The organism is Leucothrix arctica, from assembly GCF_003172895.1.
Taxonomy (GTDB): domain Bacteria; phylum Pseudomonadota; class Gammaproteobacteria; order Thiotrichales; family Thiotrichaceae; genus Leucothrix; species Leucothrix arctica.
In genome coordinates this window covers 157,848-181,414 of sequence record NZ_QGKL01000041.1, presented here as the reverse complement: position 1 = coordinate 181,414, position 23,567 = coordinate 157,848, and the positions used below count along the sequence as shown (strand labels likewise).

Below are 23,567 nucleotides of genomic sequence, written 5' to 3'. Positions count from 1 at the left end.
TTACAACTTCATTGGTTGCCGTCTGATACGGCGGGCATGAAGCTTACAGGATTAGTTATAGAAGTGCTATCAATGCTTTAGCGGCGTTGCTTACTATTTGTTCAGGGCTAACCACTGCAAAGCGATAATGGCTAGAGAGGCTTTAATCTTTCCTTCGCGGAGCTGAGTAAGTGCCTCATTTCGAGAAACGATCGATGTTCTTATGTCTTCATTTTCGGAGGCTAGACCGTGAATACCCGTATCTAATGTACTTAGGTCAATGGCTCCATAATACAGGCTGATCAACTCAGTAGATCCACCCGCACTTGGGTAGAAGTCCATAATAAACGCTAGCTCATTAACCTCACAACCCGCTTCTTCAAATGCTTCACGACGTGCGACATCTTCTTTTGTCTCACCTTCTTCAACAATACCCGCAACAATCTCTTGCATCCATGGGCCTTGCTCATCATTGATCGCACCTGCACGAAATTGCTCAACCAATAGCACCGTATCATTAATGGGGTCATGTAATAAAATCGCGACGGCATTTCCACGTTCAAATATCTCGCGAGTAAATGGCTCAGACCAGCCACCGGCAAATAGCTCATGTTGAAATTTATAAACGTCAATTTTGAAGAAACGCTTAAAGGGTGTTTGTTTATCTAGTATTTTGAATTTCATCGATTTACGCTGTAGTGATGTATGTAGCTGTTATTTAGGCGGTTATTTTTTAAAGAGTCGCTCGTAATTCCAACCACGTAAGCCTAGTAGGAAGGTGTAGCCTTTACGTTGCTTAATCGGAAGGCTGGCATCGTCTTTACTAAGTGTATCGAAGTCAGTTGCAAGTTGTGCAATTTTTCGTTGAAACAACGTATTACTAGAGTCACTTAACATGCCATTCAAAACCACCATTTTCTCTGTTTTATCAGTGAATGTGCTCCGGAAAAACTCAGCTTCTATTTTGGCGCAGAATAACTTCATGATAGGGCCGTTATCTAGCCACTTAAAGTTAGCTGCAACGAGTAGTTTGATGCGGTTACCTGCTTGCAACTCAATGATATGTAAACGGTCAAGATGAGCTAGGTGTTGAATAGCTTCAGTTTCTGTGAAAGTCGAGCGGTTTAGCATATCCTTTAAGCTTAAGCGATTAAGCACATAAACCGTAATGACCATTAGGTCTAAGTTTCTCGCTATTTCCTTTTCTTGTTCATAACTCAATTCGCTGATGGCGTGATTATGCTCTGACTCCATTTCACGCACTAAGTCAGAAATCTGAATATCCATCAGACTGCAAATAGCGTCAAGACGCTGAAGGGATAAGTTTTGCTCTGAGAAAAGGCGCTTAACACTAGCTTCAGAGAGATCTATACAGTTAGCAACATCCACATAGGTTTTCCCTTGCTTTTTAAGCAGGCGCTTTAATGTACTAATAAGTGGCGTTGTTTGTGACATAGGCTTTGCGAGCAGTAAGGTTCAGTAGCGTTATTATAACGTGTTCTGTTGATGCTTATTACAAGTGTCAGATTAGGTGTCAGAAAAATCATTAATTTTCAAGCTAGCCTCTAGAAAGATTAAAAACCATTACTCGCTTTCATCAAATTAACTGACTCCCCGCAAACAAAGTATCACCACCCGATACCTTTAGACTTAAATAATGCCACCTATCATTCCTTTCACAGCTCATACTTAAAACCTATCTATACTGCCTGCATATACCAAAAAATGGACAGCTCATGATTTTGTTTATCGTACTCATACTACTAGGGATTTTTTTAGGTTCCATGGATGGTAGTCCCATAACCGGTGGCCTCATAGGTTTCTTAGGTGCTTGGGTGCACCAGCTCTCAAATAAACTTCAACTATTAACAAAGGAGGTTGAGCGAGATGAAATCCTAAGAAGGGATGCTGAGTACGAAGCTCCGGCTAATTCAAGTCAGGAAGCGGTTAATAACTTTCGAGACAGCAAACAAACAGACTGGGTATCAACTGAAGAGCAGCTAGCAGAACCGACACTCCAAGCGTTAACTGTTGAACAACCTATCTCTTCTAACTCAGAAAGTGCGAGCAAAGCCAGAGACGATGCTTGGGCGCAGTCAGCACATGACTCAACCCAAACAAAACAGGCAGCCAAAAAAGAAACGCCTTCATTACTTTCAAAGGCTTTCGGTTACGCAAAAGACTGGTTTATCGGTGGAAACCCATTTGTACGTGCGGGTATCGTTTTACTATTTATCGGTGTCGTTTTCCTATTACGTTACTCACTCGAGAAAGGGTTAATTCCTGTTGAGCTACGTCTCGCCGGAGCCGCAGGTGCAGCACTTACTTTATTATTCTTCGGTTGGCGCTTACGTGACAGAGCAGGGGCTTACGGATTGATATTGCAAGCAGGTGGTATCGGATTACTCTACCTAACGGTATTTGGTGCTCTTAGTTTATATGGCGTTATACCCGCATCCGTTGCATTCGGTTTGTTAGTGATTATTGTGGCCGCGGGTGTCATGTTAGCCGTGTTACAAAATAGCCTAGCATTGGCGATGTTTGCCACTGGGGGTGGCTTTTTAGCACCATTACTAACATCCACAGGCAGTAACAACTACATCGGTTTATTCAGCTTTTATGCGCTCCTTAATATCGGCATCGTTAGCATTGCATGGTTTAAGTCATGGCGTTTGCTCAACCTGCTTGGTTTCGTTTTTACCTTTGTGATTGCCAGCTTGTGGGGGCTAGGCGCTTATCGCTCAGAATTCTTTGCAACGACTGAGCCCTTCCTAATTTTATTCTTCTTAATTTATGTTGTAGTGGCAGTCCTATTTGCCACACGTACACCTGTTAATTATAAAGACAGCGTAGACAGTACCTTAGTGTTTGGTGTCCCTATCATTGGTTTTGGTATGCAGGTCGCGCTTGTTCAAGACTTCGAATACGGCGTCGCGATCAGTGCGCTAGTGTTGGGTTTATTCTACTTACTACTCAGTAAAGTCTTATGGAAACGATACGGCCAATCTCAACGTCTATTAGTCGAAACCTTTCTCTCCTTGGGTGTCATCTTTGCAACCCTTTCCATTCCATTTGCCGTCGATGGCGCATTAACCTCAGCAACTTGGGCTATTGAAGGTGTCGGTATTTTATGGGTGAGTATTCGTCAGCAGCAGTGGGTGCGACGAGCTTTCGCAATCTTCCTACACTTTGCCGCATTGGTTGCACTATTTTTCCAAGCCGCTTTTAACTTGTTTAGCAGTGTGAGTACGAGCGCCTTTGCCAATGGTGATTTCGTCGCGCTACTACTTATTACCGTTTCAATGCTTATTTGTAGTCGTATGCTATCTAGAGACTTTGAAGGTAAAAAGTCTTATGAGTCAGGAATATCTAAAGCCTTTTTCTTCTTGGCGATTGGCTTGCAGTGGTTAGCCTTTGAGTGGGAGATTATCCGCTTTGGTTTGTTTGATGAGGTCGTCAATTTACACTTGGGTTACGCCGTTGTTGCCAGCGCATTGTTATGGCTCTCTACTCGTTTCAAAGAATGGAATCTGATTAAGTATGTAATGGCCTTACCGTTGGTATTGATGTCCATCGCAGGATTAAGAGTGCTGGAAAGTGATGCGTCAATGATCAATGATTACGGTGTCTTTTTATGGTCACTAGTCTTGATAGCGCTAAGTATTGCTTTATATAACATTCAGAAGCAGGAACGTTTTGGCTCTGCGCTAAAAGGGATGCACACAACGTTAATTTGGCTAGTCGCTATACTGTTGACCCATGAAGTACATCACTGGGTCAGTGCAGCGTTCGGCTCAAACAATGCCTGGTACATTGCGAGTTTACCGCTAGTAGGGTTGTCAATTATCTGGTTAATTATGGGTCGCAAGGTTTGGCCTATTAAAGACTTCAGTGACACGCTTATTCAAACAGTTGCGTTACCATTTGCAGGGCTTTCGGCTGTATGGGTGCTGTTATCTCTAGCCTCATCTGGCGGTGCTGAGCCGTTACCTTGGGTTCCAGTACTTAACCCATTAGATGTCGTGGTGGCGTTGACAGGGTTGACGTTATTCAAACTATATCGTCAACTTGCAAAAACGAGCATTAAAGTGGGTGCAGAGTGGATGCGTTACGGTGCTTTACTCATCGCGTTTATGGCTCTTAATGTCACGGTACTGCGTGTGCTACATCACTATTATGCATATGCATGGCAGTTCCCGAGCTTATTGCAACAGCCAGTAACACAAACGACCTTGGCTATTGTTTGGACCTTATTTGGAATGACACTAGCATGGCGTGGTAACCGAGTTTTAAACCGTAAACTTTGGTTTGCAGGGGCCGCCCTGTTAGGGCTAGTCGTACTTAAGTTGTTCTTAGTGGACTTTGCATCATCAGGTACATTGGCTCGCGTAATCTCCTTTATTAGTGTGGGTGGCTTACTGTTGTTTATTGGTTACTTAGCTCCGATGCCAAGTAATCCTCCGTTAGCAGAAGACGAGCAGTTAAAAAAGGAAGAAGCAGATGTTTAAGCCCGTTATATCATTAGTGACTTGTGCGTTTTTAGCTTGCGGTAGCAGTATTGTTTCCGCTGAAACCAAAGCGACTGACTTTCACTTTAAAGCGACCCTAACAGAAGGTTCAGAGTCACTTCGCAGTGTTGAGTTGCCTTGGTCCATCGTGTCTAACTTACTGCAGAAGAGCCAGCGAGATTTGCAGGTTTATAATGCCGAGCAAAAAGCGGTGCCATTTGCCGTTCGGTTTGTGGCAGGGAGTAAGCAGTCAGAACAGCAGACGCGTAAGCTAAACTTTTTCCCAATGGGAGATATAGAAAAGTTAGGAACGATACTCGAAAAAGAAGGCGGTAATGGTCGTTATAAAACGATAAAGCTCGTTCAAACAGGGTCGCGCTACCTGATTATTGATAACCCTAAAAGTACTGATCGTGAAGACCAATTGCCAATGCAGTCTCTTACATTGGGCTGGAAAGATTTGGGGCACTGGTTGCCAAAGAGTATGAAAGTAGAGGTGAGTGATAATCTTGCTCAGTGGCAATCTGTTGGATTAAAGGCATTGCCTTATCGTCTGTCAGAAGGTGGTGTGGCACTGGAAAATAATGAGCTACGTTTTAAGAAATCGATTAGCCAACGTTTCATTCGTTTATCTGGTGCTGAGGACTTTGATCCACTATTGAAATCACTACAAAGTGTGTCTGCACAATATCGACGTGTCAGTGTTGTAAACGACTTGAAATGGAATAACGTCGCGCTGAAACCAACGGGGGTAGTCAATCAATTTCAATATGACCTGCCACCGTCCTTACCGATTCAACAATGGCGTTTTGGTGACTTAACATCGGGCAGTTTGTATAAAGGTAAGCTGTCTACACGCTATGAGCAGCACTTGCCTGCGAAACCAGAGCAGTGGCGTACACGTCAGAATTTTTTACAGTACGCATTACAAACAGAAGCAGGGTTGATCGAGTCAACGCCAGCACATGCTAGTAATTTCGGTCGTACAGACGCTTGGCGTTTTGACTTTGAACAGTCAGTGGATAAGGACAATGTACCAACGTTAGTATTAGCGTGGAAGCCAATGGAGTTGGTATTTGTTGCGCAAGGCAAAGGTCCCTTTGAAATACGTTACGCCAGTCATACGGCAGCGGCGAGTTCTGAGTTTAGTTTAGATGGATTACTAGCGCAGGTGAAACCGGAAAAAGTCATGATTAATGACATTGCTCAGTTGTCCAAAGTGACTAAGCAAGGCGATGGGTCAGATTATAAATACCTATTATGGGGTTTGTTAGCTGCAGCGGTATTGATGTTATTGTTCATGGCAAAAGGTTTGCTCAGAGACATGGACTCATGAATTTCTAAACCGTACTTTACTATACCGTATAAAAAATAAGGTTTTTGGAGGTGGAGTCTTCAATCTCCTTATTTATTTAGGCCAGTCATATATATAAGGGCTTTAAGGCCCTTGTACCCCTTTAGGCTTATTCTACTGTTTTCCTGTGTTAACTAGCATATATCTAAATTATATCTAGTATGTTAGATTTATAGTTCGCTTGAAAAAGCGATCATTTAAAGATTTCTTGGAGGAGAATAAATGAATCATTTTAGCGCTACGGCTATTTCTGCATTACTTTTATGTGCAGGATCCGTTTCTGCAAACACTGCCTGCGATGGTAGTGGGCCACTTACTATCATTTCCGCAACGGACGATGGTATGTTTGACGATGTATCTCATAGCCCAGCTAGCCTGCTTGACGGTAGTACTGATCCAGACTCTCGTTGGTCAAATGAATCACAAGGTTCACCAAAAGAGATCCTATTCGACCTAGGTGCTCAACAAACACTAAAATCTTTTAGTGCAGCTTGGTACAAAGGTGATAGCCGTAAGTCTAACTTCAAAATCGAAGCATCCTTAGACGGTAAAACTTTCCAAACAATTGTTGCTGACCGTACATCTAGTGGTACAACGCTAGAGTTAGAGACTTATGAATTTGACGCTGTGAAAGCACAGTACATCAAGTTTATTGGTAACGGTAACGAAAGTAATAACTGGAACAGCATGACTGAGGTCGTTGCTACAGGTTGTGGTGTTGCTGTTGAAAAGCCAAAAGAAATTGCTGTCGCTGAGCGTAAAGGCGCAGGTATGTTTGGTCTCCACCTAGATAAGCCACCAGGGGAAAACTTTGATTTGCAAAGTTGGTACCTCTCAGTACCTACTGATGAAGATGGTGATGGCAAATCTGACAACGTGTTTGAAAATGAGCTAGCCGCAGGTTGGACTCATCCTAAGTATTTCTATACAGACCCTGCAACAGGTGGAATGGTATTCCATGTTTCAGCGGCAGGTGCTAAAACGTCAAAAAATACTAGCTACACTCGTTCAGAGTTACGCGGCATGTTACGTCGTGGTGACTACAACATCGAAACGCGTATTGAAGGCGGTTACCCAAACAAGAACAACTGGGTATTCTCTTCTGCACCTAAGTCTGCACAAGCAGCTTCTGCAGGTGTTGATGGAAAGATGACAGCAACAATGTCTGTTAACCAAGTAACACGTCTAGGTAAAGCTTACCAAGTAGGTCGTGTTGTTATTGGTCAGATCCATGCGAAAAATGACGAGCCGATTCGTCTTTACTACCGCAAGCTACCAACAAACAAGTTTGGTTCGATTTACTTCGCTCATGACCCAGAAGTAGGTAAAGAGACTTGGGTAGATGTGATTGGTAAGCGCGCGAATAAAATAGCAAACCCTGCCGATGGTATCGCACTGGATGAAGTATTCAGCTATGAGATCGAAGTTAAAGGTAAGCAGGAAGGTGATGTCATCATCCCAATGTTGCACCTAAAGATTATTCGTGACGATGGTACTGAAGTAGTCGCTGATCCTTTCGACATGCGTGACAGTGGTTTCAATGTTGAAGATGAGTTCATGTTTTTTAAAGCAGGTGCTTACTCTGGAAACAACTCAAGCCCAACGCCAGAGACTGACTTTGATAAGGTTACTTTCTTTAAATTAGAAGCAACTCACTCTCCAGCGCCAGAAGCGACTGCTGATATGAAAGCAGTAGCAGAGAAGTCTGCTAAAGCAGCGGCTGTTCCTGCAAAAGCTGCAGTAGCGGGTGTAATCGTTGATGATAGTTTTGCTGACGGTGGCCGTGATAACGGTGCAGATGCATTGGATACTGCATGGTGGGCAACGACAACTAGTGGCGCTATCGAAGTTGCTAAAGGTCATGTTGGTTTAGTATCTGGCGGTTCTGGACGTGGTATTCGTGCAACGTTTGACCCACAGACTTTGGCTGAAGGCCAAACGATCAAAGCGGACTTTACGTTTACTACGCCTGAGACAATGGGTACTAACCGTGACTCAGCGCTTCGTGTTGGTATATATGACAAGTTAGGTCGTGCTGATTTAGAAGGTGATCTATCTGCCTCTTCAAAGAAGCCAAACCTAAACTACAACGGCTTGCCGGGTTACATGATTGACTTTGACGTTAATCTTAAAGATCCAACTAAAGCAAACATCAATATTCGTAAGCACAAAGATGCGACTACTGGCCGTTTGCTAGGTACGACTAAGGGCTACACAGAACTTGGTGCTGGCGGTAATGGATATCAGTTTGTTCCTGGTGAGACTTACACAGGTTCAATCGCTGTTCAGAAGTTAGCTGCAGGTATTAAAGTTACTGGTTCACTAAGCCAAGACGGTACTGTACTTAGCGAGTTCAGCAAGACAGATGAAAAAGGTGATGCAAATAACTTTGGTATGTTGGCATTCCACGTAAATAGTAAGACTTTCGGGTCTTCTAAGAAGAAAGATACGCCTGACAATGGTATCGACATTAAAAACCTTAAGGTAGAAATCTTACCTTAATAATAAGTGCCTAGGCCTTCGGGTCTAGGCATTAAAAATAAAAGCTCAAATTGGAGGAGTTTTATGAAAATCTTAACACTTACATCATTGGCAGTGGCTGGCCTTCTATGTAGCACAGCAATGGCAGGAACTGTTGTTCTAAATGACAGTTTTACAGATGGCGACCGTACGAACAGTGCTGACGCACAAGATTCAAACTGGTGGCAGACAACGAATAGTGCAGCACTTGAAATCAGTAAAGGTTCTTTAGGTCTAGTATCTGGTGGTTCAGGTCGTGGTCTTCGTACAACGTTTGCACCTCAAGCACTATCTCCGGGTAAGTCGATTAAAGCGACGTTTACCTTTGTAACGCCAAGAACAATTGGAACTAAGCGTGACTCTGCATTCCGTATTGGTATGTATAACAAAGCAGGTCGTGCAGCACTAGATAGTGACCAATCAGCATCTTCTAAGAAGCCAAATGCTAACTATAACGGCTTGCCGGGTTACATGATTGACTTCGATGTAGGAATGCCACAAAAATCTAACATCAACATTCGTAAGCACAAGAACGCTGCTACGGGTCGTTTGTTAGGTACTACAAAAGGTTACACGGACTTAAAAGCTGGCGGTAACCCATATAACTTCGCTCCTGGTCAGACTTACACAGGTACTATGACTATCCAGCAAGCAGCTGGTGGTGTTCAAGTGTCTGGTTCATTAAGCCAAGGTGGCCGCGTGTTGAGTCAGTTTAGTAAGCTAGATGCTGGTGCGAAAATTACAAATATCGGTATGTTAGCGTTCCACGTTAACAGTAAGACGTTTGGTTCTTCTAAAAAGAAGAATACGCCAGACAACGGTATCGATTTCAAAAATGTAAAAGTTGAAATGCTACCTTAAGCGTTTAATGCGCTAAGTTGAAAGTGCTAGATATTTAGTACTTTGATAATCGGTTGATAGCTTCTTAGTTATCAGCCGATTTTTCGTTTAAAATCACCACTATTTGAAAATTTTAGGTTTGAACATGTCTGTTGATGCGCTGCTATTAAAACGTGCGAACGCTAAGTGTGAGCTTTGTGGGTCTGATGAGGGCTTAGCGGCTTATGATGTGCCTCCGATTACCCTAAAGAGTTTGGATAAGTCAGTGTTGGTCTGTTCAAACTGTCTTGGTCAAATCGAAAACCCTGAAACAATGGAGCCAAATCATTGGCGCTGCTTGAATGACACAATGTGGTCAGAGACAGCCGCTATTCAAGTGATGAGTTGGCGACTACTCAATCAACTTAAAGGTGAGGGGTGGCCCGATGAGTTATTGGAAATGCTCTATATTGAAGACGATATAAAAAAATGGGCAATGGCTGGGGAAAGAGTGGTTGATGGGCCGACGCTAGATAGCAACGGTGTTGCGTTTGCGGTGGGTGACACGGCGATTATGATTAAAGACGTGTTTATTACAGGGATGAATATAACGGCTAAGCGTGGCATGACGGTTAAGAATATTTCACTGACGGATACAGATCGTAGTATTGAGGGAAACTTGAATGGTACGCGAGTGGTATTGGGAGCTAAAACTGTTAAAAAGGTGTGAGGTGACTCTGTATAATAAAGATATTGTTCCAATCTCTTTAATTAGGTCTTTAAGAAGGCTCTATTAGACAGTTCAAATCACTTTAGGCCAAATATATGAATACAAATTTAACGTTTACCTGCGATGTATGTGAGCAAGATACTGATTGTAGGATTGGCTATTCAAATCGAAAAATTCAGCCCCTAAGTTTTTCATGCCCCCATTGTGGTTCCCTGATGGAAATAACACTTGATATAACCTCTGCCCCCAGAAGTAAGTTTGATTTTAAGAGATGTAAGCCATCCGAAAACCAGCCTGTTGGACTTTTTAAAGGTGATAACCCATTTGTTGATCTTCATTTAGATTTTCCCGTACGGTTTGGAAAGTATGCTATGGGGATGACACCATTCATGATGGCAATCAAAGAGTTAGGTGCTAGCTCAAAAACAGATATGGGTAGCTTTGAAGAAAAAATGATTTTTATAAATTTCAGACTTGATCAGCTGAATTATTTTCACGATAAGTCTTCTGAAATTAAGTTGATAATTAAACTATATAGCGCGAAAAACAAACAGTTATTCAAAAAGCGAGTTGGAGATTTTCTTGAGCTAGATCAGGGCACATCTTTAAAGCCTCAAGATATAAATGCTAGTCTGTATCTTTTCGTTAGCCATGTATTTCGTCCCTTTCTTCGGGTTACAGATGTAAATGTTGTTATTGAAAAAATCGTGGACTTAACAAGTAGGTTGCCTCCTGAACCCTTAAATAAATTTATGGAGAGTATAATTTCGAGCAATTTTCTAAATAGGATACAAAAAGATTGTTTGAAGTTATACCCAGAAATTTATAACGCTGAAATGCCGATGAGGCCTGCTTTGTTTCTGGATTTGGTTAATAACTATGAGAAGGCACAAATGGCTGCACGAGTTTCAACTAAAGACTTCCAGATGTATAAAGATTTGTACAAGGATATAGCTGAGGTCTTTGCCAGACAGCTCATATTAGTTGCGGGTATTAATAATATAATACATAGAGGTGATAGTGAGTCTTTTTTACCAATGAGTGGTAAAGCGTTAAGCTCTCTTGATAAATTCGCGTCAAAACCCCTTTCTGATAAGTTTAAATATTTAGATGACTGTTGGTACCCTCTAGAAAAAGATGTGGTTGATGCTAGCGTTAGAAACGCAATCGCCCACAATAATGTTGAGTACAACGATATTACACAAGAGATAACCTACTTTCCTAAAGGCGGAAGTATTGAGCCAACAGAAGGGCAAGTGATATATTTTTTGGATTTTATGAGGATGATACTAGTACTATTTCGTGAGGTGCATAACTTACATCATTTAATTAAATGCCTTTTCTACTATGAATATCTTATTAGAAGTAAGGATGAAAGCTAAAGAACGATAAATATTAAAACCGTTTGTAATTTATGCGCGAACTTTTTAATTAGCAGGGCTGAACCATATCCTTCCTACACCAACTCTTGACCAATCTCGCAAAACAACGGCATAATCAGCCCATGCACACACCTTATTCGCCCACACAGAACACGTTCACAGGTCTACGACGACGTAGAATACCTAGCTGTGCTTCTATGGAATTGCGAATCTTCTAGCGGTGTTTACGCTCGAAAGAGCAACGAAATTTAAAAAGCCACAGCCTATTCACTGTGGCTTTTTCACGCCTTACATTCAAAAAAATTAAATCAGAAATAAATTACGCGAGAGACTTAACATGAGTAAGCAATTCGACTCGATTATGCAAATTACACCACGTCCTGACACAGTGTTTGAGCGAGGGGAAGGTAGCTGGTTGTTTGATTCTGAAGGGAATAAGTACCTAGATTGTGTTCAAGGTTGGGCAGTTAATACGCTGGGTCATTGTGCACCACAGATTACAGAAGCACTAACTTCACAAGCCGTTCGACTGGTTAACGCTAGCCCTGCTTTTTACAACGGCCCAATGGTTGAGTGCGCTGACTTACTGACTAAAAACTCAGTATTTGATCAGGTGTTTTTTGCTAATACTGGCGCTGAAGCTAACGAAGGCGCGATCAAGCTAGCACGTAAGTGGGGCAAGGTTCATAAAGATGGCGCGTATAAGTTCATCACATTTGATGGCGCGTTTCACGGTCGTACATTAACGACGATGTCGGCAAGCGGTAAAGCGGCCTTTGCTCCAATGTTTGAGCCTAAGACGCCCGGTTTCACTAAGGTTGCATTCAATGACTTAGACGCGACAGAGCGCGCTATTGATGAGCAGACTGTTGCGATTATGCTAGAGCCCATTCAAGGTGAAGCAGGCGTGATTCCGGCTGATCCTGAGTTTATGAAAGGCCTACGTGCCTTGGCTGATGAGCATAATCTGCTTCTGATTGTTGACGAAGTACAGACAGGTATTGGCCGTACAGGTACGTTGTTTGCCTATGAAGGTTACGGTATCGAGCCAGACATGATGACCTTGGGTAAAGGTTTGGGTGGCGGTGTTCCTATCTCTGCACTATTGGCTAAGAAAGAAGTTTGTGTGTTTGAACCGGGCGAGCAGGGCGGAACATACAACGGTAATCCACTAATGACGGCTGTTTCGATAGCCGTATTAGAAGCTGTGACTGAGCCTAGCTTTTTACCAACGGTTCAAGCACGTAGTGAGTACATCACTATGCACCTAATGAACTTGTCTGAGCAGTTCGGTATGGGGAATGTGCGTGGTAAAGGTTTGCTGTTAGCGTTAGATACAGGCGACTTAGATGCTGCAACGATTGCGGCAAAGTGCATGGAAAAGAAGGTTTTGATCAATGCGCCACAAGCTCACGCGATTCGTTTAATGCCTGCGCTGAACTTGAGTAATAGTGAAATTGACCATTTGATGGCTGTGTTGTCAGAAGTGCTGACTGAGATGGCTGAGTAATTTCGAACATGACACTCCCTCAGTCATAGGAGGGAGTGTTTTTGCAAATACCGTTTTACTGATCTTTTGCTTTAACTAGCGCGACTGCGTTAATGCAGTATCTTAAGCCACTTGGCTCTGGTCCATCCGGGAACACATGACCGAGGTGAGCGTCGCAAGTATTACAAACAGTTTCTACACGTGTGCGATCTAAACTGTCATCTACATGATACGCAACGCCATTTTCTGTGACAGGTTGAGTGAATGACGGCCAACCAGTGCCCGACTCAAACTTCTCTCTTGCATCAAATAATACCGTTTCACAACAGGCACAGCTGTATAAGCTCGGCTCAAATAGGCTGCACATTTCAGAGCTGAAAGGACGCTCTGTACCGGCAAGGCGAGTCACTTGATATACTTCTGGGCTGAGTTGTTCGCGCCATTCTTCATCTGTTTTTGTGACTTTGGTGTCGGGTGCTGGGTTATCTTTCCCTGCAAACGCAATCACGTCATCCCACTTAAGCATAGCTGCCCCTTACATGGTGTAAAATTCGAATCCTATCACACACAAATCTAATTAAAAAATAAACGGATTCTTTGTCTTGTAAGTCACACAGCAGCATTTTAATATGTTGTTAAGGATTGCTTTAGTATCATACATCTCCTTGGGGTATTTGAGATGTAAAAGAGGTTTATCGCTTGGAATTGATTATAATTATCATTGGGGTTTTAGTTGCCGTATTTGGCGCATCTGTTTACTATAAAGGTAAGCGGACCAATGAGTTGACTCTTATTTATTCGAATAAGTTGATTGAGTCAACAGCGAATGAATGCGTGGAAATGCTTTACTTAGGCAAACCAACCTCTCATTTTGTCCGTTATGAAATCACATTATTCAATAGTGGCAATCGCGACATCACCCCCTCAGACTTTTTTCCTGAGCCCGAGTTAGCGTTTCACTTTAATGACTTGCAGGTTATTTCGGAGAAAGCAGGCTTTGCCAACGAGGGCACAGTACCTCATTATCAAATAGAGTCACCAGAAGTAGTGGTCTACTTTGAGCGCTTAAAACCCAATCAACATATGACGGTTGAAGTACTTACCGGCTCTCACCACGATCAGTTAACACCTCCCGTATGTGACTCTGTTCTACGTGGCGGTCATCCAGTTAAGCTCCATCACCAATTATTTGATCAGGCTGATGCTCATAAACGCTATCGACACTTAACAAAGCACACCGCGTTAATGATGTTGTCCTTTGCTATTGGTACTACGGGTTTGTTTACGGGGTTATATAGTAAATTTCAAACGTATTTTGTAGGCAAACAGATAAGTGCAGAGCAGCAGTTCATACACTTTTTTAGTGTCGACTCATTACCTTGGCTTGCAGTCTCTATAGTGTCTATTATTGCGTTACTGTATTCGTATGAGTGTCTAAAAGTGATTAGCCCAAAGTTTCGTCGTTATAAGTTTGAACACCTGATTCAAAATAGAGACTAGATGCTGTTTAGTCACGATAATTTATCGCAAGTCTTAGCGAGTTTAGGCGTTACTGATAGTGGCGATATCTTTGAGCAACTTGCTGAGCAATACCGCAGTCCCTCCCGTCATTATCATAGTGATCAACACGTCATTGAATGCTTACGTCATTTCGAAAAGTTTCGACACTTAGCTGAGCATTCTGCCGAGATTAAAGTCGCGATTTGGTTTCATGATGCCATTTATGATTCCCAAAAATCTGATAATGAAGAGCAAAGTGCGGCATGGGCAACGTCCTATTTAACAAGTAAAGGTGTGGCTGAAGGTGTCGTCTCTCGCATAGATGCGATGATTATTGCCACCAAAACGCATAAGCCATTTAATCATGACTCTGCCATTATGTTAGATATAGACTTAGGTATTTTAGGTGCATCTGACGCTGCTTTTGAGGCTTATGATCAAGCCGTAAGACGAGAGTATCAGTGGGTACCTGCGAAAGCGTATGAGTCAGGTCGCAAGCAAGTTTTAGCATCGTTTTTGTCACGTGAGCGTATCTATCATACTGACGCGATGTTTGAGCAATACGAGTCTCAAGCAAGGCGCAATTTAACTCGTCGAATGGATCGTTAACATGTCTTTAGATTTACCCAGCAAGATCATCAATGGTCACGTTGAAACCTTATTGCCATACTTCTTTCGCCCCGTTTTAAAGCAGCCATACCAGCGAGAACGCATCACGACCCCAGATGATGACTTCCTTGACTTGGATTGGCTAAAGGGTGGCCACAGTAAATTACTGATTATCTCTCATGGTTTGGAGTCTAGCTCCCATGCAAAGTACGTGCAGGGCATTGCTAATCTGTTTAAGAATAACGATTACGATGTGTTGGCATGGAACTACCGTGGCTGTTCGGGAGAGATCAATCGTACCAGTAAGTATTATCATTCAGGGGCGACGTATGACCTTGAAACCGTCATGAGTCATGTCCAAGACTCTGCGGATTATCAAAGTATTTATCTGGTGGGTTTTAGTTTAGGTGGAAACCTAACATTGAAGTACGCTGGGGAGCAGTCAACATCGATCAGTCCATTGATCAAAGGTGTTTGTGCCTTTTCCACGCCCTGTGATTTACGTTCTTCTAGTCACCAACTAGCCACAGGCTTTAATAAGGTCTATACGCAAAACTTTGTGAAAAGCTTAAAGCAAAAAGTACTCGCTAAAGAAACGCTGCTTAGGTCGGAAGGTTTTGATGTTGATGCAATGATGGGGTTAAAGAATCTGCCCGATTTTGACGACGTGTTCACTGGGCCCTTGCACGGTTTTAAAGATGCAGATGACTATTATCAGCAGTGTAGTTCACTGCCTTTTATTGAGTCTATCGCAGTGCCCACCTTACTGGTAAATGCTGTAAACGACCCTTTTTTATCACTAGAGTGCTATCCTTACGAGATGGTTAAACATTGCAAGCAAGTGACTTTTGAGGCTCCTATGCATGGTGGTCATGTTGGCTTTTATCAACGTTCAAAAGGAAGTGTGATGTGGTCTGAGTGGCGCGCGTTACAATTTTTTAAAGATGAAAAATAGTTAAAAATATCAATCTCATGACCGTATAGGTAATATTTTTGCTCCAAACAAGTAAGTGTATAACCCAATATATTGCCAACATTGACAGCATATGGTATCCATATGGTCAGGAAGTTTTAATAATTATTAACCCGACCCCCTAAAGAGGTGTTTCATGAAACGATTTATTCCCGTGGTAGCAGTTGCAGGTTTAATGTTAAGTAATGCGATGGCAGCCGATATTTCGCCAGCGGTAGTTTATGACAAAGCTGGTAAAAACGATAAGTCGTTTAACGAAGCTGTTTACCACGGTATTACCAAGTTTACGAAAGACACCGGTATTAAAGTTCGCGAAGTTGAGCCAACAAACGAAGCACAAGTTGGCCAGGGGTTAAGCAAGCTTGCGAAGCGTAAGTCTAGCCCAATCGTTGGTGTTGGTTTCTCAATGGCGAGTGCAGTAGAGAAAGCAGCAACAGAGTATCCAGAGACTAAGTTCACAATCATCGATATGGTTGTTGGACTACCTAATGTTCAATCAATCGTTTTTGCTGAGCACGAAGGGTCATTCCTTGTGGGCGCATTGGCAGCAATGAAGTCAACGACAGCTAAAGTTGGTTTTGTTGGTGGTATGGATATTCCTCTAATCCGTAAGTTCTCTTGTGGTTATGAGCAGGGTGCTAAGTACCAAAATAAAGATATTGAAGTGATGTCTAACATGATCGGCTCCACAGGTGCAGCATTTAACAACCCTAGTAAAGGTGGCGAGCTAGCAAAGAGCCAGTTTGAAAAAGGTGCTGACGTAGTATTTTCAGCAGCAGGTGGTTCAGGCGCGGGTGTATACCAAGCAGCAAAAGATTTGGGTAAGTATGCGATTGGTGTCGATAGTAACCAAAACCACCTTCAGCCAGGCACAATGCTAACGTCTATGGTTAAGCGTGTTGGTGAAGCAGCTTATGTTTCTTTCTCAGAAGCAAAAGAAGGCACTTGGAAGTCAGAAATCAAAGTGATGGATCTTAAAGCCGGTGGTGTTGATTGGGCGCTAGATGACAATAACCGCGACTTGGTTACTCCTGATATGGAAAAGCGTATGGGTGAGTTAAAAGCACTTATCATTTCTGGTCATATCAAAGTACATGACTACATGTCAGATAAGAAGTGCGAATACTAAGCTGATAGTGAAGGCATGACAGTTATTAGAAGTATCGCTGTTATTAGTGCCTATTGGAGTCACCGACTACCAATAAGCTAGTGTACCTAAGAAGGTGGTCAGGTCCTCTGACTACCTTTTTTTACGTTTATAGATAAGGGATTCTATGCATTCTGACATAGCAATTGAACTCACGGATGTGAGTAAGCGGTTTGGTGCCGTTCGCGCAAATGACAAGGTGAACTTGTGTGTCGAGTCAGGGACTATCCATGGCATAGTCGGTGAAAACGGTGCGGGTAAATCCACGCTGATGAGTATTCTATATGGATTCTATCAATACGATACGGGTCATATTGAAGTGTTCGGCAAGGCTCAGTATTTCAATAACTCCCGAGAAGCGTTAGCCGCAGGCGTAGGGATGGTACATCAGCATTTTATGTTGGTTGAGCCATTCACCGTCTTAGAAAATGTCATGCTAGGGAATGAAGGTGGAAAGCTACTCAAAGAAGGTAGAATAGCCGCTGAAACAGAGTTGAAACGTCTAGCAAATGAGTACGGTCTAGCCGTTGATTTGCATGCGCGAGTGTCAAGCCTATCGGTGGGCTTGCAACAACGTGTTGAGATTTTGAAGGCGCTGTATCGTGGTGCGAAAATCCTAATATTGGACGAGCCAACAGGCGTACTGACACCACAAGAAACGGCCGAGCTGTTTCGTATACTCGAATCATTGAAAGCGCAGGGTGTAACGATCTTATTGATTACACATAAGCTGCAAGAAATTATGGCGATTACTGATAATGTATCGGTAATGCGCGCAGGAACCATGGTGGCTCACCGCAAAACGAGTGAGACCTCCAAAGAAGATATTGCTGAGTTGATGGTAGGGCGCAAGGTTCTATTACAAGTTGATAAAATAGATGCCAACGTGGGTGAAGCACTTATTAAAGTGGATAACTTAACGATTAAAGATGCTCAAGGTGTCGAACGCGTTAAGCAGGTTAGCTTTGAAGTGAAAGCGGGTGAAGTTGTCGGTATCGCGGGTGTGTCTGGTAATGGTCAGAGTGAGTTACTCGAAGCATTATCTGGTATCACTAAAGTTAATAGCGGTAGCATGATCATCAATGGCCATGAAGTCAGTCGTAAGAAGCCTGCAAGTCCAGAAAGAATGCGCATTCGTGGTTTGGCACATGTCCCAGAAGATCGTCACCATATGGGAATGGTAACTAGTTTTAGTGCGTCTGAGTCTTCGATTTTGGGTTATCACAACGATAAAGAATATAACGGCCGCTTCATTATGAGCCGTAGCAAAGTGCGTGACTACTGCCGCAAGCTGATGGATGCCTTTGACGTTCGCCCGCGTGACCCTGATCTAAAGTCCGCCAACTTCTCTGGTGGTAATCAGCAAAAACTTATCCTTGCGCGTGAAATGGAGCGTAACCCAGATATTCTATTGGTAGGCCAGCCTACGCGAGGCGTGGATATTGGTGCGATTGAGTTTATTCATCGACGTATTATTGAAATGCGTGATGCGGGTAAAGCGATATTGTTGGTATCAGTTGAATTAGAAGAGATTATATCGGTGAGTGATCGAGTATTAGTAATGTGTGATGGTGTGATTACAGGTGAAGTGCCTGCCGCTGAAGCAACTGAGCGTGAGCTTGGTTTGTTGATGACGAGCAGTGACGCTCAGAAAGAGGTGGTCGCATGAGTCAGTCAAATAGTGAAATGCCGTTTTGGATGGATGCATTACTGCTGCCATTTTTAAATATCATGACGGCATTTGTAGTAATGGTTGGGATTTTCTTGGTGATCGGTGTCGATCCCGTTGAAGCCGGTGAGATTTTATTGTTTGGCGCGTTTGGTTATGGTGAAGGTATTGGTTATACGCTTTACTATATGACGAACTTTGTATTCACAGGTTTGGCGGTAGCCGTTGCATTCCATGCGGGCTTATTCAATATTGGTGGTGAAGGTCAGGCCTATCTTGGTGGCCTGGGCGCAGGCTTAGTTTGTTTGCTTTTAGCTGAGTGGCTACCGGGTCTATTGGTTATCCCAATAGCTATTTTGGGTGCTGCTTTGTTTGGTGCAGCTTGGGCGTATATTCCTGCTTACTTACAGGCTTATCGCGGCAGTCATATCGTTATCACGACAATTATGTTTAACTTTTTAGCGGCATCGCTAATGGTTTACTTAATGGTGAACGTGCTAAATGACCCTTCTAAAATGTCACCAGAAAGTGTCACCTTCCCTGACTCAGTCTGGCTTCCACAGATGCATGAGCTGTTTGCCATGTTTGGTGTGGAAATAGAGTCATCACCGTTAAATGTGTCGATCTTTTTAGCGTTACTAGCGTCAGTGTTTGTTTGGATATTTATTTGGTATACACGCTGGGGGTATCAATTACGTACCACGGGTAGCAATGCGTCAGCGGCTATTTATGCGGGTATCAAACCACCTCGTGTCATTGTATTAAGTATGTGTATCTCAGGTGCACTTGCAGGCATGGTCGGAGTTAATGAGATTTTGGGTGTAAATCACCGTCTTATGTTGGATTTTCATGTCGGTTATGGCTTTGCGGGTATCGCGGTAGCATTGATGGGACGTAATCATCCTATTGGTATTATTTTGGCGGCATTGCTGTTTGGTGTGCTGTCTCAAGGTGGTCAAGAGTTAGCCTTTGAAATGTCAAATATCACACGAGATATTGTTGTCGTTATGCAGGGTTTGGTGATTTTGTTTTGTGGTGCTTTAGAGTTTATGTATCGCCCTTGGTTAATGAAATTATACCTTGCTAGCAAAGGTGAAAATAACGCTCAGGAGGTAACGTCATGACTGATTGGTTTGAAGTGATTCTTCTCACATTTGATGCGACCTTACGCGTGTCAGCACCTTTAGTACTTGCTGCATTGGCTGGACTCTTTTCTGAGCGCGCAGGTGTTGTTGATATCGGGCTTGAAGGTAAGATGTTGGCTGGCGCGTTTATGGCAGCAGCAGTCGCCTCACTCACTGGTTCCGCTTGGCTTGGTTTGGTTGCGGCTATTGGTGTCTCTATTCTATTAGCGTTGTTACATGGTTTTGCATGTATTACTCACCGTGGTAATCAGGTCGTTAGTGGTGTTGCTATTAATATACTAGCGTCTGGTTTGACGATGGTTATTGGTCTTTATTTGTTTAATCAAGGTGGTCAAACACCGAGTTTGATCAATGATGCTCGTTTCCTTTCAATAGAGTTACCCGGCGTGGAGTTGCTCTCTGGTATTCCTTATCTCGGAACGATTTATAAAGAACTTATTAGTGGGCATAACGCCTTAGTGTATGTTGCGTTCGCGATGGTACCGGTTACTTATTGGGTGATTTACAAAACACGCTTTGGTTTACGTCTTCGTGCCGTTGGTGAAAACCCAAATGCAGTCGATACCGCGGGTATTTCAGTGTCTAGACAGCGTTACCTAGCCGTGATTTGTTGTGGTGTGCTTTGTGGTGTTGCTGGTGCGTATATTTCAACGGCTCATAACGCACAATTTGTTCGAGACATGACTGCTGGTCAGGGTTTCATTGCATTGGCGGCATTGATCTTTGGTAAGTGGCGCCCCGTGTCAGTCATGATGGCGTGTCTATTGTTTGGTTTCTTAGATGCACTTGCTGTCCGTTTGCAAGGTGTCGTATTACCTGTGATTGGCGAAGTACCGGTTCAGTTGATTGAGGCTCTGCCTTATATATTGACGGTTATTTTGCTAGCAGGCTTTATTGGTAGGGCTGTTGCGCCAAAGGCAAGTGGCATACCATATGTTAAAGAGCGATAAAGAGAGTTTATTGTTCTGCTTATGAACCGTATTGTAGCTGGTGCGACCTATTTACTATGTCTTGAGGGGTGATCTAAGTAATTGATCACTATAAATTATATATAGGAGCTTACGATGTCGTTCAATCTAGTAGATTTAATTAAAGATCAAGTAAATGGCCAAGTGTTAGGTCAAATTAGTAATGCGGTTGGTGAAACTCCAGAATCAACTAAATCTGTGATCGCAAGCGCAATACCTGCAGTATTGGGCGGCCTGATGAGTAAAGCGTCTTCTGAAGAAGGCGCTGCCTCTTTATTTGATGCGGTAAGTAAGCAAGACGATAGCATTCTGGATAATTTTTCTGGTGTGATCGGTAGCTCAAACAAAGATTCATTAGTTGAGAGCGGCAAGCACATGGTCGGTTCACTGCTTGGTGGTGAAACTGCCACTGGTTTAGTGAGTGCGATTTCTTCAACAACTTCTGTAAACGAGTCCAGCGCTAACTCAATCGTTGGAATGATCGCTCCAATGGCGATGAGTACGATGAAGCGTTTCATGGCGGGTGGTGGTGAGATGAGTCAAGCAGGCTTATCTAGCATGCTAATGAGTCAAAAAGATAATATTTCAGCGGCGCTTCCTAAAGGTTTGTCTGACAGCTTTAATGCTTCAGGTTTACTGGGTGGTCTAGTTGGCGGCGCAGGTGCTGTTGCTGGTTTAGCCGGTGCAGCTTCTGGTTCGGTAGGTGATATCGCAGGTTCTGCTACAGGTGCAGTGACTGGCGCGGTTGACGGGGTAACAGGCGCAGTAGGTGATGTGGCAAGTTCAGCTACAGATGCAGTAACTGGCGCGGTTGACGGCGTAACAGGTGCAGTAGGTGATATCGCAGGTTCTGCTACGGATGCAGTGACTGGCGCGGTTGACGGTGTCACAGGTGCGGTAGGTGATGTTGCAAGTTCAGCTACAGGTGCAGTGACTGGCGCGGTTGACGGTGTAACAGGTGCGGTAGGTGATGTTGCAAGTTCAGCTACAGATGCAGTAACTGGCGCGGTTGACGGTGTCACAGGTGCGGTAGGTGATGTTGCAAGTTCAGCTACCGATGCAGTGACTGGCGCGGTTGATGGTGTCACAGGTGCGGTAGTTGATATCGCAGGTTCTGCTACAGATGCTGTTACTGGAGCTGTTGACGGTGTAACAGGCGCAGTAGGTGATCTTGCAGGTTCTGCTACAGATGCAGTGACTGGAGCGGTTGATGGTGTAACAGGTTCAGCAAGTGATGTAGCAGGTTTAGCGACAGGTGCAGTTGCTGGCGCAGCAGCCGTTGGCGGAGTTGCTGCAGCGGGTGGTTCTTCTTGGATTAAGAAGCTGATTCCAATTGCGATTCTTGCAGTTCTAGCTTTCTTTGGTTACAAGTACTTTGCTGGCGCAGCGATGGACAAAGCGACAGATACTGTTAAAGAAACAACGACGGGCGCAATGAGTACCGCAACTGAAGCAACTTCTGGTGCAGTAGAGTCAATGAAGGAAAAAGCTGCCTCTGCAATGGAAGCGACAACAGGTGCGGTAGCATCAGTTAAAGAAACAGCTACAGCTACGAAGGAAGGCTCAACAGACCCATTAGCAGCAATGAAAGAAAAGGCAGCAGGTGCATTAACTGGAATGGTTTCTGGTGGTGGCGATGTGGCCGGTCAGTTAAAAGGTTTGTTCGACACAGCACAAACAAGTCTAGGTGGTATTACAGATGCTAAGTCTGCCGAATCAGCACTTCCTGCTCTGACTGACTTCAGTGATAAGTTAGATGGCATTACTTCTATGGCAGATAAGTTGCCAGAAGCTGCTAAGCCAATTTTCAACTCAGTACTTCAAGGTGGTCTGGGTCAGATGCAGCCAATGCTTGATAAGGTAATGGCTATCCCTGGTGTTGGTTCAGTACTCGGTGGTGTTATCGAACCGTTAAAAGAAAAGCTTGCTGGTTTATCTGGCGAGTAAAAACTAAGGTCGCATAAGACGGCCTAAATGTTCGAAAATTGATGCCGGTATCCGAATAGGATTCCGGCATTTTCGTTTTTAACACACAGCGTTGATCATGCTATGCTTAGCCATTTTTTAGCGGAATGATGCCTATCATGGATGAAGCAAAGTTGCTCGGTACCGCCGAGTTACCCCGCCAGCAAGGAAAGTTATACTTATTTTCGAATGGTGACTCGCTGAGCTTAACGAAAGACCCTGCCAGCCAAAGTACTTGGGTTGACTCAAAAAGCGCAGAATCAAGACGTGCTCTTGCAAGGATTCCTGCAAAAATCATCTGTAAACGTCATCAACCAAAAGTGTTGCTGGGTGGTTTAGGGATCGGTTTTACGCTCGTTGAATTACTCAAGCAGGTTAACCTTCAAGCTAAAGTAGAAGTGTCGGAATGGCTGCCAGAAGTCATAGAGTGGCATGAAGGAGCTTTGGGAGAGAAGCTTGGTTTCCCGACGAAAGACGAACGTGTAAAGGTAAATGAGTTAGACGTCGCGAGAATACTACGTTCTAAAACCAAACGCTTTGATGCAATCTTGTTAGATACCGATAATGGCCCTGAAGATTTGCACTTTAACGAGAACGATTGGCTTTATACCTTTTCCGGACTCAGTGCATGTTTTGAGGCGTTGGAACCAATGGGTGTTTTAGCAATATGGTCATCTGTTGCCAACGAAGAATTTAAAGGCAAGCTAGTTCGAGCAGGGTTTATGGTAGAGCAGCATAATGTTCCCATGAATGTAGCAGGTACTGTACATCACACTGTTTGGGTTGCCGAGAAATTGCAACGGAATTAAT

At 43.5% G+C, this 23,567-nt stretch carries 19 protein-coding genes; 16 read left to right on the top strand and 3 right to left on the bottom strand.

Going from position 1 to position 23,567, the window contains the following annotated elements:
* Nucleotides 1–93 precede the first annotated feature (93 nt).
* The gene (locus DKT75_RS17080) at nucleotides 94–663 is read right to left on the bottom strand and encodes an NUDIX domain-containing protein (RefSeq protein WP_109825043.1); all 570 of its coding nucleotides are present in this window, start codon (nucleotides 661–663) and stop codon (nucleotides 94–96) included.
* A gap of 42 nt (nucleotides 664–705) precedes the next feature.
* The gene (locus tag DKT75_RS17075) at nucleotides 706–1,434 is read right to left on the bottom strand and encodes a helix-turn-helix domain-containing protein (RefSeq protein WP_109825041.1); all 729 of its coding nucleotides are present in this window, start codon (nucleotides 1,432–1,434) and stop codon (nucleotides 706–708) included.
* Nucleotides 1,435–1,715: 281 nt separating this feature from the next.
* Here DKT75_RS17075 and DKT75_RS17070 point away from each other — a divergent pair, with 281 nt between their 5' ends.
* From DKT75_RS17070 to DKT75_RS17040, 7 genes are all read left to right on the top strand, one after another.
* Complete coding sequence (locus tag DKT75_RS17070) at nucleotides 1,716–4,487, top strand: DUF2339 domain-containing protein (protein WP_109825038.1); 2,772 nt, start codon at nucleotides 1,716–1,718, stop codon at nucleotides 4,485–4,487.
* On the top strand, nucleotides 4,480–5,823 hold the full coding sequence (locus tag DKT75_RS17065) for a DUF3999 family protein (protein WP_109825035.1): 1,344 nt from the start codon (nucleotides 4,480–4,482) through the stop codon (nucleotides 5,821–5,823). The genes DKT75_RS17070 and DKT75_RS17065 overlap by 8 nt, the downstream gene beginning before the upstream one ends.
* Before the next feature lie 240 nt (nucleotides 5,824–6,063).
* Entirely contained in the window at nucleotides 6,064–8,343 is a 2,280-nt protein-coding gene (locus DKT75_RS17060; protein ID WP_109825032.1) for a polysaccharide lyase family 7 protein, read from the top strand.
* Between the two features lie 63 nt (nucleotides 8,344–8,406).
* The gene (locus DKT75_RS17055) at nucleotides 8,407–9,222 is read left to right on the top strand and encodes a hypothetical protein (RefSeq protein WP_109825029.1); all 816 of its coding nucleotides are present in this window, start codon (nucleotides 8,407–8,409) and stop codon (nucleotides 9,220–9,222) included.
* A 124-nt stretch (nucleotides 9,223–9,346) separates the two neighbouring features.
* Nucleotides 9,347–9,910, top strand: a complete 564-nt coding sequence (locus DKT75_RS17050; RefSeq protein ID WP_109825026.1) for a PhnA domain-containing protein — start codon at nucleotides 9,347–9,349, stop codon at nucleotides 9,908–9,910.
* A 95-nt stretch (nucleotides 9,911–10,005) separates the two neighbouring features.
* On the top strand, nucleotides 10,006–11,292 hold the full coding sequence (locus DKT75_RS17045; RefSeq protein WP_109825023.1) for a hypothetical protein: 1,287 nt from the start codon (nucleotides 10,006–10,008) through the stop codon (nucleotides 11,290–11,292).
* A gap of 337 nt (nucleotides 11,293–11,629) precedes the next feature.
* Entirely contained in the window at nucleotides 11,630–12,802 is a 1,173-nt protein-coding gene (locus DKT75_RS17040; RefSeq protein WP_109825021.1) for an acetylornithine transaminase, read from the top strand.
* A 55-nt stretch (nucleotides 12,803–12,857) separates the two neighbouring features.
* On the opposite strand, the gene msrB is transcribed toward DKT75_RS17040, so the two are convergent.
* A complete protein-coding gene (gene msrB / locus DKT75_RS17035) occupies nucleotides 12,858–13,307 on the bottom strand; it encodes a peptide-methionine (R)-S-oxide reductase MsrB (RefSeq protein ID WP_109825018.1) in 450 nt (149 codons plus the stop codon).
* A gap of 173 nt (nucleotides 13,308–13,480) precedes the next feature.
* On the opposite strand from msrB, the gene DKT75_RS17030 reads away from it, so the two are divergent.
* From DKT75_RS17030 to DKT75_RS16990, 9 genes are all read left to right on the top strand, one after another.
* Nucleotides 13,481–14,281 (top strand): hypothetical protein, encoded by an 801-nt coding sequence (locus DKT75_RS17030; protein ID WP_109825015.1) that lies wholly within the window; start codon nucleotides 13,481–13,483, stop codon nucleotides 14,279–14,281.
* Nucleotides 14,282–14,890 (top strand): HD domain-containing protein, encoded by a 609-nt coding sequence (locus DKT75_RS17025; protein ID WP_109825013.1) that lies wholly within the window; start codon nucleotides 14,282–14,284, stop codon nucleotides 14,888–14,890.
* Nucleotide 14,891: 1 nt separating this feature from the next.
* Complete coding sequence (locus DKT75_RS17020) at nucleotides 14,892–15,845, top strand: YheT family hydrolase (RefSeq protein ID WP_109825009.1); 954 nt, start codon at nucleotides 14,892–14,894, stop codon at nucleotides 15,843–15,845.
* Nucleotides 15,846–15,999: 154 nt separating this feature from the next.
* Nucleotides 16,000–16,992, top strand: a complete 993-nt coding sequence (locus DKT75_RS17015; RefSeq protein WP_109825006.1) for a BMP family lipoprotein — start codon at nucleotides 16,000–16,002, stop codon at nucleotides 16,990–16,992.
* Between the two features lie 145 nt (nucleotides 16,993–17,137).
* Nucleotides 17,138–18,679 (top strand): ABC transporter ATP-binding protein, encoded by a 1,542-nt coding sequence (locus tag DKT75_RS17010; RefSeq protein WP_109825004.1) that lies wholly within the window; start codon nucleotides 17,138–17,140, stop codon nucleotides 18,677–18,679.
* Complete coding sequence (locus DKT75_RS17005) at nucleotides 18,676–19,803, top strand: ABC transporter permease (protein ID WP_109825001.1); 1,128 nt, start codon at nucleotides 18,676–18,678, stop codon at nucleotides 19,801–19,803. Before DKT75_RS17010 ends, DKT75_RS17005 begins: the two co-directional genes overlap by 4 nt.
* Entirely contained in the window at nucleotides 19,800–20,774 is a 975-nt protein-coding gene (locus DKT75_RS17000; protein WP_109824997.1) for an ABC transporter permease, read from the top strand. The genes DKT75_RS17005 and DKT75_RS17000 overlap by 4 nt, the downstream gene beginning before the upstream one ends.
* Nucleotides 20,775–20,888: 114 nt before the next feature.
* Entirely contained in the window at nucleotides 20,889–22,739 is a 1,851-nt protein-coding gene (locus DKT75_RS16995; RefSeq protein ID WP_109824995.1) for a DUF937 domain-containing protein, read from the top strand.
* 137 nt (nucleotides 22,740–22,876) lie between these two features.
* Nucleotides 22,877–23,566 (top strand): spermidine synthase family protein, encoded by a 690-nt coding sequence (locus DKT75_RS16990; protein ID WP_109824993.1) that lies wholly within the window; start codon nucleotides 22,877–22,879, stop codon nucleotides 23,564–23,566.
* The last annotated feature ends 1 nt before the right edge of the window (nucleotide 23,567 follow it).

Bases quoted from the DNA above. Each gene is read 5' to 3' on its own strand.
- DKT75_RS17080 (WP_109825043.1), bottom strand. From the start codon at position 663: ATGAAATTCAAAATACTAGATAAACAAACACCCTTTAAGCGTTTCTTC.
- DKT75_RS17075 (WP_109825041.1), bottom strand. From the start codon at position 1,434: ATGTCACAAACAACGCCACTTATTAGTACATTAAAGCGCCTGCTTAAA.
- DKT75_RS17070 (WP_109825038.1), top strand. From the start codon at position 1,716: ATGATTTTGTTTATCGTACTCATACTACTAGGGATTTTTTTAGGTTCC.
- DKT75_RS17065 (WP_109825035.1), top strand. From the start codon at position 4,480: ATGTTTAAGCCCGTTATATCATTAGTGACTTGTGCGTTTTTAGCTTGC.
- DKT75_RS17060 (WP_109825032.1), top strand. From the start codon at position 6,064: ATGAATCATTTTAGCGCTACGGCTATTTCTGCATTACTTTTATGTGCA.
- DKT75_RS17055 (WP_109825029.1), top strand. From the start codon at position 8,407: ATGAAAATCTTAACACTTACATCATTGGCAGTGGCTGGCCTTCTATGT.
- DKT75_RS17050 (WP_109825026.1), top strand. From the start codon at position 9,347: ATGTCTGTTGATGCGCTGCTATTAAAACGTGCGAACGCTAAGTGTGAG.
- DKT75_RS17045 (WP_109825023.1), top strand. From the start codon at position 10,006: ATGAATACAAATTTAACGTTTACCTGCGATGTATGTGAGCAAGATACT.
- DKT75_RS17040 (WP_109825021.1), top strand. From the start codon at position 11,630: ATGAGTAAGCAATTCGACTCGATTATGCAAATTACACCACGTCCTGAC.
- msrB (WP_109825018.1), bottom strand. From the start codon at position 13,307: ATGCTTAAGTGGGATGACGTGATTGCGTTTGCAGGGAAAGATAACCCA.
- DKT75_RS17025 (WP_109825013.1), top strand. From the start codon at position 14,282: ATGCTGTTTAGTCACGATAATTTATCGCAAGTCTTAGCGAGTTTAGGC.
- DKT75_RS17020 (WP_109825009.1), top strand. From the start codon at position 14,892: ATGTCTTTAGATTTACCCAGCAAGATCATCAATGGTCACGTTGAAACC.
- DKT75_RS17015 (WP_109825006.1), top strand. From the start codon at position 16,000: ATGAAACGATTTATTCCCGTGGTAGCAGTTGCAGGTTTAATGTTAAGT.
- DKT75_RS17010 (WP_109825004.1), top strand. From the start codon at position 17,138: ATGCATTCTGACATAGCAATTGAACTCACGGATGTGAGTAAGCGGTTT.
- DKT75_RS17005 (WP_109825001.1), top strand. From the start codon at position 18,676: ATGAGTCAGTCAAATAGTGAAATGCCGTTTTGGATGGATGCATTACTG.
- DKT75_RS17000 (WP_109824997.1), top strand. From the start codon at position 19,800: ATGACTGATTGGTTTGAAGTGATTCTTCTCACATTTGATGCGACCTTA.
- DKT75_RS16995 (WP_109824995.1), top strand. From the start codon at position 20,889: ATGTCGTTCAATCTAGTAGATTTAATTAAAGATCAAGTAAATGGCCAA.
- DKT75_RS16990 (WP_109824993.1), top strand. From the start codon at position 22,877: ATGGATGAAGCAAAGTTGCTCGGTACCGCCGAGTTACCCCGCCAGCAA.